Genomic DNA, 11,866 nt, shown 5'->3' with positions numbered 1-11,866 from the left:
CCCCGCACAGGGGCGACGCGTGAAGCGAGCTAACGCATCGCGGATGCCAGCGAAAGCGAAAGCAAATCACGGACGCCACCGAAAGCAAAGGCAAATCGCGGATGCCAGCGCAAAACCAACCACACCGCCCCGAAGCCCGCGCCGCAAAAAACCCTACTTATTCGCAGCGATCCGCTGCTCAATATGCTGCGCTCGCGCCGCCGACGCCGGATGCGAACTCAACATACTCGACTTCCCGCCATCAAGCTTGGCCAGCTTATTGAACGCAGTGACGAGCCCAGCCGGGTCCTGCCCTTTCTTCTTCTGGATATCGAACGAATAATCGTCCGCCGCCGTTTCCTGCGATTGCGAGAACTGCGCATTAATCAGCTTCTCGGAAAAATCCCCAAGTTGCGACGACGAAATCGCGGCCGTAACGCCGCCCGTCGACGATGCCACCGACCGCAGCGCCGACGTCGCATACGCCACCTGCATCGCCTTCTTCGTGTGACCAAGCGCAACGTGACCCATCTCGTGACCGACGACGCCGCGCACCTCGTCGTCCGTCATCATGTCCATCAGGCCGCTATAGACGCGCACGCAGCCGTTCGCCATCGCCCACGCGTTGACGTCCTTCGTGAGGTAAACCTTGTAGTTGACGGGCACGCCATTGATGTTGTCGCCGAGCTGCGCCGCGATCTTGTTCAGGCGCTTCGTGTACGGGCTGCTCGCCGGCGCAATCTTGTTTTCCGCGTCAAGCTGCGCGCACGACTTGTCGGACAGCGTGCGCACGTCGGTGTCCGTCAGCGATGCAGCCTGCACGGCCTGCGTGCCGGACTGAACAAGGGTGTTGGGATCAAGGCTCATCCCCGAACAGGCGGCAAGCACAGCACACGCGGCAGCAGCAAGAGCAACGCGGATCGTTTTCATGACGAACGTCCCTGTGATGATGTTATGGATAGTCGTGCGAGAGCACGAGCGCCCCGCCGGATACCGCAAACAAACGCGAACGAACACGCCGCAGCGGTTTCATCCGGACGGACGCCCAAAGAAAAAGCGCCCGACAGGCAAGCGCTTTTTTAACATATCGAAAGGTATTTTCGCGGAAAATGAAAGCTTCGCTAACACTTCATCCTGCCGAAGCGACACTCGGGCAGCGCGTCGATGCGCGGTGAATCGGGCAGGCGCGGTTCAGGTCAAAACGGTGTCGATGAACGACTGACGCTGCGACAGCTTCTGATAGTGCTTGTCGAGATTCGGATGCTGCTCGCGCCAGTCGAGTTGCGGCATGCGGAAGTCCAGATAGCCCAGCGCACAGCCGACGGCCACGTCGGCGAGCGTGTAGTGATTGCCCGCGCACCAGGCTTTCGCGGCAAGACCTTGCGCCATCGCGATCAGGCCGTCGTCGATCTTGTGACGTTGACGCGCGACCCACGATTCGCTGCGATGCGCTTCTTCACGCAGCACGCCTTCGAGGCGGATCAGCACGGCGGCGTCCATGATGCCGTCCGCCAGCGCTTCCCAGCAGCGCACTTCGACCCGCTCGCGGCCCGACTGCGGCACGAGCTTGCACACGGGCGACAGCGTGTCGACGTACTCGCAGATGACGCGCGAATCGAACACGGCCGCGCCGTCTTCCATCACGAGACACGGCACCTTGCCGATCGGGTTGTACTCGTGGATGGCCGTGTCGTCGGCCCAGACGTTTTCGAGTTCGAGCTTGTAGTCGATTTTCTTTTCGGCGAGCACGATCCGCGCCTTGCGGACAAATGGGCTCGACAGCGAACCGATGAGTTTCATTACATCCTGCCTTGGATTGAAATTGGGCGAAAGTATAAGTGCGCCGGCGGGTGCCGGAAGCTTTTCCGTGCGCTGCGCGCCGCGCTTCGCCCCGCCGGCGCGCCGGGTTGTTGACAGATTGCAACAATGCCGGGCAGGCGCGGGGCCGTCTACCTGGCCTGATAGCCAAGGCGTCGCACGACGCGTTCGCCGAAGCGCCCCACGTGTATCCCGACCCGCGTCAGGCGATTTCATGCGCCGCCGGATTGCCCCCGCGCGCGGCCACGGGCGACCCGGAAGCGTTTCCCGTTGGGCGATACAATCGCAACATTGCCGCGCGGCGACCGGCCTTGCCCGCGGCGCCGCCCTCCACCACGCACGATGAACCGCCGACCGCACTCATGACCAATCTGACTCCGGCAACCGATATCTACCGTCAGCGCCGCGCGCGCGTACTCGATGCGCTGCGCGCCACGGGCGGCGGCGTCGCAATCGTCCCGACCGCGCCCGAAGTGCTGCGCAACCGCGACGCCGATTATCCGTACCGGCACGACAGCTATTTCTACTATCTGACGGGCTTCACCGAACCGGAAGCGATGCTCGTGCTCGACGCGAGCGCGAAGCAGGACGAACCTGCGGCGATCCTGTTCTGCCGCGCGAAGAACGCGGAGCGCGAGACGTGGGAAGGCTTCCGCTTCGGCCCCGAAGGCGCGCGCGAAGCCTTCGGCTTCGACGCGGCCTTCGCCTTCGAAGAGATCGACACGCAGTTGCCGCGCATCATCGCCGACAAGCCGGCGCTGCACTACGCGCTCGGCGCATCCGAACAGTTCGACGGCAAGGTGCGCCAGTGGCTCGACGCGGTGCGCATGCAAGGCAGAAGCGGCGTGCTCGCGCCGTCGGCGGTGCATGATCTGATGCCGCTGCTCGACGAAATGCGCCTCGTGAAGGACGACCACGAACTCGCGATCATGCGTCGCGCCGCCGCGATCTCCGCGCAGGCGCACCGGCAGGCGATGGCAGCATGCCGCCCCGGCGTGCGCGAATACGAACTCGAAGCCGAACTGCTGTACACGTTCCGCAAGCACGGCGCGCAGGCGCCGGCGTATGGCTCGATCGTGGCCGCGGGCGCGAACGCGTGCGTGCTGCATTACCCGGCCGGCAACGCAGCCGCGCAGGACGGCGATCTGATCCTGATCGACGCAGCGTGCGAGCTCGACGGCTACGCCTCCGACATCACGCGCACCTTCCCCGCAAGCGGCCGCTTCACGCCCGCGCAGCGCGAGCTCTACGACATCGTGCTGGCGGCGCAGCAGGCTGCGATCGACGCGACCAAACCGGGCGCGACCTTCGACGCGCCGCACCAGGCCGCCGTGCGCGTGCTCGCGCAAGGACTGCTCGACACGGGCATTCTCAGTCGCGATCTGTTCGCGGGCGTCGACGAGGTGATCGACGAGCGAGCGTATGCGCGTTTCTACATGCATCGCACGGGGCATTGGCTCGGCATGGACGTCCACGACGTGGGCGACTATCGCGAGCGCGGCGCGCCCGCCGACGAAACCGGCGCGCTGCCCTGGCGCACGCTGAAGCCCGGCATGACGCTGACCATCGAGCCGGGCCTTTATATCCGCGCCGCTGATGACGTGCCCGAAAAGTACTGGAACATCGGCATCCGCATCGAGGACGACGCGATCGTCACAGCCACCGGCTGCGAGCTGATCACGCGCGACGTACCCGTCGACGCAGACGAAATCGAAGCGCTGATGCAGCACGCGCAACCCGCGCAAAAGGCCGGCGCGGCCTGAGCGCAAGGAACAGACAAGAAGATGAGCGAAGTCCACCAGGCGGCCAACGCGCCCGCCCTCACGTCGAGCGACCCGCCCTACGACTACGACGTGACGATCGTCGGCGCGGGGCCGGTCGGTCTTGCCCTCGCGGCTTGGCTCGCGCGGCGCAGCGCGACGCAAAAGCTGAGCGTGGCGCTGATCGACGCGCGCGAGCCGGAAGATTCGGTTGCCGATCCGCGCGCGATCGCTGTATCGCACGGCAGCCGGATGATTCTCGAGCCGCTCGCCTGGCCGTCCGATGCGACCGCGATCCAGCGCATTCACGTCTCGCAGCGCGGCCATTTCGGGCGCACGCTGATCGATCACTCGGAGCACGGCCTGCCCGCGCTCGGCTACGTGCTGCGTTATGGGTCGATCGTCCACGCGCTCGCCGGGACCGTGCGCTCGACGCCCGTCCACTGGTTCAAATCGACGAAAGCGCAGGCGCCGCAGCAACTCGAAGACGACGGCGTGCTGCTGCCCATCGAAAGCGCGCACGTCACGCGCACGCTGCGCACGCGCATTCTGGTGAACGCCGAAGGCGGCCTGTTCGGCGAACAGCAGGCGGGTTCGGGCGAAACGCGCGATTACGGGCAAACCGCGCTGGTCGGCACGGTGACGCTGTCGTCGCCGCAGCCGCATGTCGCGTGGGAGCGCTTCACGCCGCAAGGTCCGATTGCGCTGCTGCCGACGGGCGGCGTGCGCGGCGCTGACTACGCGCTGGTCTGGTGCTGCGCGCCGGAGCAAGCGGCGCGCCGCGCGCAATTGCCGGACGAAGCGTTTCTGCGCGAACTCGGTGCCGAGTTCGGCGACCGGATGGGCCGTTTCGTGCAGATCAAGGGACGCGCGGCGTTCCCGCTCGGGCTGAATACCGTCGATACGCTCGTCAAGGGCAACGTCGTCGCAATCGGCAATGCGGCGCAGACGCTGCACCCCGTCGCCGGCCAGGGGCTGAATCTCGGCTTGCGGGACGCGCACGCGCTCGCCGACGCGCTCTCGCATTACGGCGCGACGCGTACCGCGCTGATCGCGTTCGCGCAGCGCCGCGCGCTCGACCGCCGTATGACGATTGGCGCAACCGACACACTTGCGCGTCTCTTCACGATCGACTTTCCGCCGCTCGCGGCGCTGCGCGGTCTCGCCCTCACCGCGCTGGAATTCGTGCCGCCCGTCAAGACCGCGCTCGCGCGCCAGATGATGTTCGGCCAACGCCGCTAGCGCGTCGCGACATCGCGTCAAAGTGGCCGCCGTTCTATGAGCGCGGCCACTTTCATAGAAGATTTAATGAGTTACCTCAGACGCGGTTCGATCTGGGTCAGCGTGTTAACGCTAAAATAGCGGTTTTCCCTCGTATTTTGCGGTATGTGCGGTGCGCGATTTTCATGATCCTGGCGCACCCTACGCTCGCCGCCGATGTTCGCCATGCCCACTCTCGGCTCCCACACTCTGCGTAACAACCTGTTCGTCGCCCCGATGGCAGGCGTCACCGACCGGCCGTTCCGCCAGCTCTGCAAGCGCATGGGTGCGGGCTATGCGGTGTCGGAGATGGTGGCGTCGAACGCGCAGTTGTGGAAGAGCGAAAAGACGATGCGCCGCGCCAATCACACGGGCGAGGTCGAGCCGATCGCGGTGCAGATCGCGGGCGCCGACCCGCAGATGATGGCCGAGGCCGCGCGCTACAACGTCGCGAACGGCGCGCAGATCATCGACATCAACATGGGCTGCCCGGCCAAGAAGGTCTGCAACGTCGCGGCCGGTTCGGCGCTTTTGCAGAACGAGCCGCTCGTGCAGCGGATCGTCGAAGCCGTGGTGAATGCCGTGGGCGTCGGGCCCGATGCCGTGCCCGTCACGCTGAAAATCCGCACCGGCTGGGACCGTGACAACAAGAATGCGTTGACCATCGCGCGTCTGGCCGAAAACGCCGGCATTTCGATGCTCACGGTGCACGGCCGCACCCGCGCCGATCTGTATCACGGCGAAGCGGAGTACGAAACGATCGCCGCTGTGAAGGCCTCGGTGAACATTCCCGTGGTGGCGAACGGCGACATTACGTCGCCGCACAAGGCACGTGAAGTCCTTGCGGCGACGGGCGCGGACGCGATCATGATCGGCCGCGCGGCACAGGGGCGGCCGTGGCTGTTCCGCGAGATCGAACATTTCCTGCTGACGGGCGAGCTGATGGAAGCGCCGCGCATCGACGAGATCCAGCAGGTGATGAACGAGCACCTGGAAGATCACTACGCGTTCTACGGCGAATTTACGGGCGTTCGCACTGCGCGCAAGCACATCGGCTGGTACACTCGCGGCCTTTCTGGCGCCAACGTGTTCCGCCATCGTATGAATACGCTGGACACGACGCGCGAACAACTGCTCGCCGTCAATGAATTCTTCGACGCGCAAAAGGCGATTTCGGACCGCCTCGTGTACGTCGACAACGAAGTCAACAACAACGGTGAGCAGGACCAAACCGACCGACTAGCAGCATGAGCAAGCACAATATCGAACAATGTGTCCGCGATAGCCTGGGGATGTACTTCCAGGATCTCGACGGCTCCAATCCGCACGACGTCTACGACATGGTGATTTCGTGCGTAGAAAAACCGTTGCTCGAGGTGGTGCTCGAGCAGGCCGGCGGCAATCAGTCGCTGGCAGCCGAGTATCTCGGCATCAACCGCAATACGCTGCGCAAGAAACTGCAACAGCACGGCCTGCTGTAGTTTCGGCGCCCTGCCACGCCTTTCATCGGCTTTTGTTCTCATCATGATCAAGCAAGCGCTCATCTCCGTTTCCGACAAGTCCGGCATCGTCGATTTCGCGAAATCGCTGTCCGACCTCGGCGTCAAGATCCTGTCGACGGGCGGCACCGCGAAACTTCTCGCGGACGCCGGCCTTCCCGTTACCGAAGTGGCCGACTACACGGGCTTTCCGGAAATGCTGGATGGGCGCGTGAAGACGCTGCACCCGAAGGTACACGGCGGCATCCTCGCCCGCCGCGATCTGCCCGAGCATATGGCGGCGCTCGAAAAGCACGACATCCCGACCATCGACCTGCTCGTCGTGAACCTGTACCCGTTCGTGCAGACGATCTCGAAGGAAGAATGCTCGCTGGAAGACGCGATCGAGAACATCGATATCGGTGGCCCGACCATGCTGCGTTCGGCAGCGAAGAATCATCGCGACGTGACCGTCGTGGTCGACCCGGCTGACTACGCGGCCGTGCTCGAAGAAATGCGCGCGAACGGCAACACGGTCGGCTACAAGACCAACTTCCGCCTGGCGACCAAGGTGTTCGCGCACACCGCGCAGTACGACGGCGCGATCACGAACTACCTGACGAGCCTCACGGAAGAACTGCAGCACCGCGATCGCAACACCTACCCGGCCACGTTGAACATGGCGTTCGACAAGGTGCAGGACCTGCGCTACGGCGAGAACCCGCATCAGAGCGCTGCGTTCTATCGCGACATCGCGGTGCCGGCCGGCGCGCTCGCGAACTATCGCCAGTTGCAGGGCAAGGAACTGTCGTACAACAACATCGCCGATTCGGACGCGGCATGGGAATGCGTGAAGACGTTCGACGCGCCTGCATGCGTCATCATCAAGCACGCAAACCCGTGCGGCGTGGCCGTCGGCGCGAACCCGCACGAAGCGTATTCGAAGGCGTTCCAGACTGACCCGACCTCGGCATTCGGCGGCATCATCGCATTCAACCGCGAAGTGGATGAGACGGCGGCGCAGGCTGTTGCGAAGCAGTTCGTCGAAGTGCTGATCGCGCCGTCGTTCAGCGACGCGGCCAAGCAGGTGTTCGCGGCCAAGCAGAACGTGCGTCTGCTCGAAATCGCACTGGGCGATGGCCATAACGCATTCGATCTGAAGCGCGTGGGCGGCGGTCTGCTGGTGCAATCGCTCGATGCGAAGAACGTGCAGCCGCACGAGCTGCGCGTCGTCACGAAGCGCCATCCGACGCCGAAGGAAATGGACGACCTGCTGTTCGCATGGCGCGTCGCGAAGTTCGTGAAGTCGAACGCGATCGTATTCTGCGCGAACGGCATGACGATGGGCGTCGGCGCGGGCCAGATGAGCCGCGTGGATTCGGCGCGCATCGCGAGCATCAAGGCGCAGAACGCGGGCCTGACGCTGTCGGGCACGGCTGTGGCGTCGGACGCGTTCTTCCCGTTCCGCGACGGTCTCGACGTGGTCGTCAACGCGGGCGCGACCTGCGTGATCCAGCCGGGCGGCTCGATGCGCGACGACGAAGTAATCGCCGCCGCCGACGAGCACAACATCGCGATGGTCGTGACGGGCGTGCGCCACTTCCGCCACTGATCGGCTGACCTGCTTCTTCTGAAACGGCCCGGCGGTTGCGACTGCCGGGCCGTTTTGCATTTCGCGTTTGACGTTGTGCCGTTGTAGTATCGCAGGCACTGAATAAGCACGGCACCTATGAGAATTCTCGGCATCGACCCAGGCTTGCGCGTCACCGGTTTCGGCGTGATCGATCAGTCCGGCCACCAGCTGACTTACGTGACGAGCGGCGTCATCAAGACCGCCGATGCCGATCTGCCGACACGCCTGGGCACCATTTTCGAGGGCATCTCCACGCTGATCCGCCAACATGCGCCGGACCAGTCCGCAATCGAAAAGGTGTTCGTGAACGTCAATCCGCAATCGACGCTGCTGCTGGGCCAGGCGCGCGGCGCCGCGATTTGCGGGCTGGTCGCGGGCGGCGTACCGGTTGCCGAGTACACCGCGTTGCAGTTGAAGCAGGCCGTGGTCGGCTACGGACGCGCGACCAAGGAACAGATGCAGCAGATGGTCGTGCGGCTGTTGTGCCTGTCGGGCATCCCTTCCACCGACGCCGCCGATGCGCTCGGCATGGCGATCTGCCACGCGCACGGCGGCGGCACGTTGAGCACACTGGGCGGCATCGCGCCGGCGCTCGCGAAGAAAGGCTTGCGGGTACGGCGCGGGCGGCTGATCGGCTAGACGCCCTTAGCGTCAGCGTTGCCCCGCCAGTGCCAGCCGGCATGCCAGCCCTGCGAACACCGAGCCGAGCAAATACTGCGGCCAGCGCGAAGGGCGCTTGCCGCCGGTCAGTTTCCGGCTCAGCCGGCTGGCAAGCAGAATCACGCTGCCATTCACGAAGAAGCCGATCACATTGAGGACGGTGGCAAGCAGCATGATCTGCACGGCGACGGAGCCCGCCTCGGGTTTCACGAACTGCGGGAACAATGCGAGCACGAACAGCGCGACCTTTGGATTGAGCAGGTTCGTGAACAACCCTTGCCTGAAAATTCTGCCGACGGGATAACGGCGCATCGACGCATCGGGCGCCAGCATGGTGCCCTCCGAGCGAAACGTCTTCCACGCGAGAAAGAGCAGATAGGCCGCGCCCGTGAAGCGCACGACGTCGTAGGCCATCGGGGCGGCGAGAAAGAGCTGTGACAGGCCGAACGCGGCGGCAAGCGCATGGCAATACGTGCCGACCAGAATCCCGGCGAGCGACGCAAAACCCGCGGCCCGTCCCTGACTCACGCTGCGTGAGGCAATCAGCAACATATCGGGACCGGGCGTGGCGGTAAGCGCGAGACACGCGCCTGAGAACAGCGCGAGCGTGGTGAGACTGAGCATCGAAGACCCCTTTTGGTTTGTTACGCACGTCCAAAAGGGATCTCAGTTTAAGAACCAGAGGCGGCTGGGTCAATCGGCCGCTCCCCTGCCTCGTCAGAAGCGGCGCACGAAAGCCCGCTACGCTGCGCTACACTCGCGCTTTCTCTCTCGATAGAACCCGCCATGATCGGTCGCATCGCCGGCGTCCTGCTGGAAAAGAATCCGCCTCACCTTCTGATCGATTGCAACGGCGTCGGCTATGAAGTCGATGTGCCGATGAGCACCTTCTACAACCTGCCCGGCACCGGCGAGAAAGTCGTGCTCCTCACGCAGATGATCGTGCGCGAGGACGCCCATCTGCTGTACGGCTTTCTGACGCCGCAAGAGCGTTCGACGTTTCGCGAGTTGTTAAAGATCACGGGCATCGGCGCGCGCATGGCGCTTGCCGTGCTGTCCGGCATGAGCGTGCAGGAACTGTCACAGACGGTGACGATGCAGGACGCCGCGCGCCTTACGCGCGTGCCGGGCATCGGCAAGAAGACGGCGGAGCGGCTCCTGCTCGAACTGAAGGGCAAGCTCGGCGCCGATCTTGGCGCGATGGCGGGCGCGGCGTCGCAGTCCGATCACGCGTCCGACATCCTGAATGCGTTGCTGGCATTGGGATACTCCGAAAAAGAAGGCCTGGCTGCCATCAAGAACGTGCCGGCGGGAACGGGCGTTTCCGAAGGCATCAAGCTCGCGCTGAAGGCGCTGTCGAAGGCCTGACCGCGCTTTCGACGAGCGGCGTGCATGAAGCTTCGCACGCGGCCGTCGTACGCGCACCCTGGCCATCCGGCCAGGTATTCGAGCGGGCCGTGCGCGGTACAATGCCCGCATGATCGAACACGACAAACTCGCCGCCGAACGCATCATCGCCGCCACGCCCGTGTCGCCGAACGAAGAAGCGTTCGAGCGCGCGTTGCGCCCGCGCCAGCTCGACGAATATGTCGGCCAGGAAAAGGTGCGCGGCCAGCTGGAAATCTTTATCGAAGCGGCCAAACGCCGCTCCGAATCACTTGATCACGTGCTGCTGTTCGGGCCGCCCGGTCTCGGCAAGACCACGCTCGCGCATATCATCGCGCGCGAGATGGGCGTCAACATGCGGCAAACGTCTGGCCCCGTGCTCGAACGCGCGGGCGATCTCGCTGCGCTGCTGACCAATCTCGAAGCCAACGACGTGCTCTTCATCGACGAGATTCACCGGCTGTCGCCCGTCGTCGAGGAAATCCTGTACCCGGCGCTGGAGGACTATCAGATCGACATCATGATCGGCGAAGGTCCGGCCGCGCGCAGCGTGAAGCTCGATCTGCAGCCGTTCACGCTGGTCGGCGCGACCACACGCGCGGGTATGCTGACCAACCCGTTGCGCGACCGCTTCGGCATCGTCGCGCGGCTGGAGTTTTATAACGCCGAAGAACTGGCGCGTATCGTGAGCCGCTCGGCGTCGCTGCTGGGCGCTCAGATTCATCCTGACGGCGCACTGGAAATCGCCAGGCGCTCGCGCGGCACGCCGCGTATCGCGAACCGGCTGCTGCGCCGCGTGCGTGACTTCGCCGAAGTGAAGGCGGATGGCAATATCACCGCGCAGGTCGCGGATGCCGCGCTGAAAATGCTCGACGTCGATCCCGTCGGTTTCGATCTCATGGACCGCAAGCTGCTCGAAGCGATCCTCCACAAGTTCGATGGCGGACCCGTCGGCGTCGACAATCTGGCGGCAGCGATCGGTGAAGAGCGCGACACCATCGAAGACGTGCTCGAACCCTATCTGATCCAGCAGGGCTTCTTGCAGCGCACGCCACGCGGACGTGTCGCCACACTGATGACGTATCGGCACTTCGGCCTGGCCGCACCGGACACAGCGAGCCCCGTGCGCAATCTGTGGGATTCGGAGCCGAGCTGAGCAGCGCCTGGAGGGGAACGCGGCGCTGCCGCGTCATCAGACTCAACGCCCGGCTTCGGGCGTTTTTTTCTTGAAGCTGTCGTCTTCCGCGTGACCGTCGAGATGCGCGACATCGGCCCATGACACGACCTTCGCGCGTCCGTCTTCGAATTCGACGACATTCACGCTCGTGTTCAGCAACGCGTAGTTGCGCGGCGCATCCAGCGGCAAACCATTCGCAAAGCGATACACGCAGTCCAGCACACCGCCATGCGCAACGACGGCGATTCGTCCGTTCGGATGCGCGGCGACGACGGGTTCGACGGCATGCAGCACGCGGTGATAGAACACGCGTTGCGATTCGCCCTCGGGCGGCGAAAAGCCCGGATCGCGCGTCTGCCACTGCACGTATTCGTCGGGGAAGCGCAGCGAGATTTCGTCGCTGTCGTGCCCCTGGAACGCGCCGTAGTTGCGCTCGCGCAAGCCCTTGCTGAGGTTCAGCGGCAGCCCGAGCACGTCGGCAAACGGTTGCGCCGTTTGCTGCGCGCGCATGAGGTCACTCGAATAGATCGCATCGAGCCGTGCGCCTTCTCTCGCCTCGCGCGCGAAGCGTTCGGCGAGACGTCGCGCCTGGCCGACGCCGCTGGTCGCGAGCGGAATATCGATGTGTCCTTGAATCCGCTTGATGCGGTTCCAGTCGGTCTCGCCGTGTCGGATGAAGAGGACTTGTGTTGCCATGGGTTCGGAGCGGGAAAAC

General features: G+C 64.4%; 12 protein-coding genes. 8 read left to right on the top strand and 4 right to left on the bottom strand.

Features of this window, described 5'->3' with window-relative positions; all coding sequences use genetic code 11:
• Positions 1 to 153: 153 nt before the first annotated feature.
• Both KFO72_RS32845 and KFO72_RS32840 read right to left on the bottom strand, forming a co-directional pair.
• Positions 154 to 909, bottom strand: a complete 756-nt coding sequence (locus KFO72_RS32845) for a M48 family metallopeptidase (protein ID WP_054928946.1) — start codon at positions 907 to 909, stop codon at positions 154 to 156.
• Positions 910 to 1,170: 261 nt separating this feature from the next.
• Positions 1,171 to 1,779 (bottom strand): glutathione S-transferase N-terminal domain-containing protein, encoded by a 609-nt coding sequence (locus KFO72_RS32840; protein WP_054928947.1) that lies wholly within the window; start codon positions 1,777 to 1,779, stop codon positions 1,171 to 1,173.
• Between the two features lie 380 nt (positions 1,780 to 2,159).
• On the opposite strand from KFO72_RS32840, the gene KFO72_RS32835 reads away from it, so the two are divergent.
• From KFO72_RS32835 to ruvC, 6 genes are all read left to right on the top strand, one after another.
• Positions 2,160 to 3,560 carry an aminopeptidase P N-terminal domain-containing protein gene (locus KFO72_RS32835; protein WP_225033844.1) on the top strand — a complete coding sequence of 467 codons (1,401 nt, stop codon included), beginning with the start codon at positions 2,160 to 2,162 and terminating at the stop codon, positions 3,558 to 3,560.
• Between the two features lie 21 nt (positions 3,561 to 3,581).
• Positions 3,582 to 4,799, top strand: a complete 1,218-nt coding sequence (locus KFO72_RS32830; protein WP_224100979.1) for a UbiH/UbiF/VisC/COQ6 family ubiquinone biosynthesis hydroxylase — start codon at positions 3,582 to 3,584, stop codon at positions 4,797 to 4,799.
• A 204-nt stretch (positions 4,800 to 5,003) separates the two neighbouring features.
• Positions 5,004 to 6,068, top strand: coding sequence for a tRNA dihydrouridine synthase DusB (dusB, locus tag KFO72_RS32825; RefSeq protein WP_060602463.1), 1,065 nt, complete (start codon positions 5,004 to 5,006; stop codon positions 6,066 to 6,068).
• The gene (locus KFO72_RS32820; RefSeq protein WP_007587477.1) at positions 6,065 to 6,298 is read left to right on the top strand and encodes a Fis family transcriptional regulator; all 234 of its coding nucleotides are present in this window, start codon (positions 6,065 to 6,067) and stop codon (positions 6,296 to 6,298) included. The genes dusB and KFO72_RS32820 overlap by 4 nt, the downstream gene beginning before the upstream one ends.
• Before the next feature lie 43 nt (positions 6,299 to 6,341).
• Positions 6,342 to 7,907, top strand: coding sequence for a bifunctional phosphoribosylaminoimidazolecarboxamide formyltransferase/IMP cyclohydrolase (gene purH, locus KFO72_RS32815; protein ID WP_060599688.1), 1,566 nt, complete (start codon positions 6,342 to 6,344; stop codon positions 7,905 to 7,907).
• Between the two features lie 117 nt (positions 7,908 to 8,024).
• Positions 8,025 to 8,567, top strand: coding sequence for a crossover junction endodeoxyribonuclease RuvC (gene ruvC, locus KFO72_RS32810; protein WP_054928950.1), 543 nt, complete (start codon positions 8,025 to 8,027; stop codon positions 8,565 to 8,567).
• 12 nt (positions 8,568 to 8,579) lie between these two features.
• Here ruvC and KFO72_RS32805 read toward each other — a convergent pair whose 3' ends face one another.
• Positions 8,580 to 9,212, bottom strand: a complete 633-nt coding sequence (locus KFO72_RS32805) for a LysE family translocator (protein WP_054928951.1) — start codon at positions 9,210 to 9,212, stop codon at positions 8,580 to 8,582.
• Positions 9,213 to 9,374: 162 nt separating this feature from the next.
• On the opposite strand from KFO72_RS32805, the gene ruvA reads away from it, so the two are divergent.
• On the top strand, positions 9,375 to 9,956 hold the full coding sequence (gene ruvA / locus KFO72_RS32800) for a Holliday junction branch migration protein RuvA (protein WP_012401931.1): 582 nt from the start codon (positions 9,375 to 9,377) through the stop codon (positions 9,954 to 9,956).
• Positions 9,957 to 10,065: 109 nt separating this feature from the next.
• Positions 10,066 to 11,130 (top strand): Holliday junction branch migration DNA helicase RuvB, encoded by a 1,065-nt coding sequence (ruvB, locus tag KFO72_RS32795; RefSeq protein ID WP_054928953.1) that lies wholly within the window; start codon positions 10,066 to 10,068, stop codon positions 11,128 to 11,130.
• Positions 11,131 to 11,172: 42 nt separating this feature from the next.
• Here the strand turns inward: ruvB and KFO72_RS32790 are convergent, their stop codons facing one another.
• The gene (locus KFO72_RS32790; RefSeq protein ID WP_054928954.1) at positions 11,173 to 11,847 is read right to left on the bottom strand and encodes a histidine phosphatase family protein; all 675 of its coding nucleotides are present in this window, start codon (positions 11,845 to 11,847) and stop codon (positions 11,173 to 11,175) included.
• Positions 11,848 to 11,866: the final 19 nt, after the last annotated feature.

Origin of the sequence: Paraburkholderia sp. XV (assembly GCF_020177535.1) — a bacterium.
Lineage (GTDB): Bacteria > Pseudomonadota > Gammaproteobacteria > Burkholderiales > Burkholderiaceae > Paraburkholderia > Paraburkholderia caribensis.
Note: the sequence above shows the minus strand (reverse complement) of the source record. Positions and strands in the feature narration are given on the sequence as shown.

Bases quoted from the DNA above. Each gene is read 5' to 3' on its own strand.
- KFO72_RS32845 (WP_054928946.1), bottom strand. From the start codon at position 909: ATGAAAACGATCCGCGTTGCTCTTGCTGCTGCCGCGTGTGCTGTGCTT.
- KFO72_RS32840 (WP_054928947.1), bottom strand. From the start codon at position 1,779: ATGAAACTCATCGGTTCGCTGTCGAGCCCATTTGTCCGCAAGGCGCGG.
- KFO72_RS32835 (WP_225033844.1), top strand. From the start codon at position 2,160: ATGACCAATCTGACTCCGGCAACCGATATCTACCGTCAGCGCCGCGCG.
- KFO72_RS32830 (WP_224100979.1), top strand. From the start codon at position 3,582: ATGAGCGAAGTCCACCAGGCGGCCAACGCGCCCGCCCTCACGTCGAGC.
- dusB (WP_060602463.1), top strand. From the start codon at position 5,004: ATGCCCACTCTCGGCTCCCACACTCTGCGTAACAACCTGTTCGTCGCC.
- KFO72_RS32820 (WP_007587477.1), top strand. From the start codon at position 6,065: ATGAGCAAGCACAATATCGAACAATGTGTCCGCGATAGCCTGGGGATG.
- purH (WP_060599688.1), top strand. From the start codon at position 6,342: ATGATCAAGCAAGCGCTCATCTCCGTTTCCGACAAGTCCGGCATCGTC.
- ruvC (WP_054928950.1), top strand. From the start codon at position 8,025: ATGAGAATTCTCGGCATCGACCCAGGCTTGCGCGTCACCGGTTTCGGC.
- KFO72_RS32805 (WP_054928951.1), bottom strand. From the start codon at position 9,212: ATGCTCAGTCTCACCACGCTCGCGCTGTTCTCAGGCGCGTGTCTCGCG.
- ruvA (WP_012401931.1), top strand. From the start codon at position 9,375: ATGATCGGTCGCATCGCCGGCGTCCTGCTGGAAAAGAATCCGCCTCAC.
- ruvB (WP_054928953.1), top strand. From the start codon at position 10,066: ATGATCGAACACGACAAACTCGCCGCCGAACGCATCATCGCCGCCACG.
- KFO72_RS32790 (WP_054928954.1), bottom strand. From the start codon at position 11,847: ATGGCAACACAAGTCCTCTTCATCCGACACGGCGAGACCGACTGGAAC.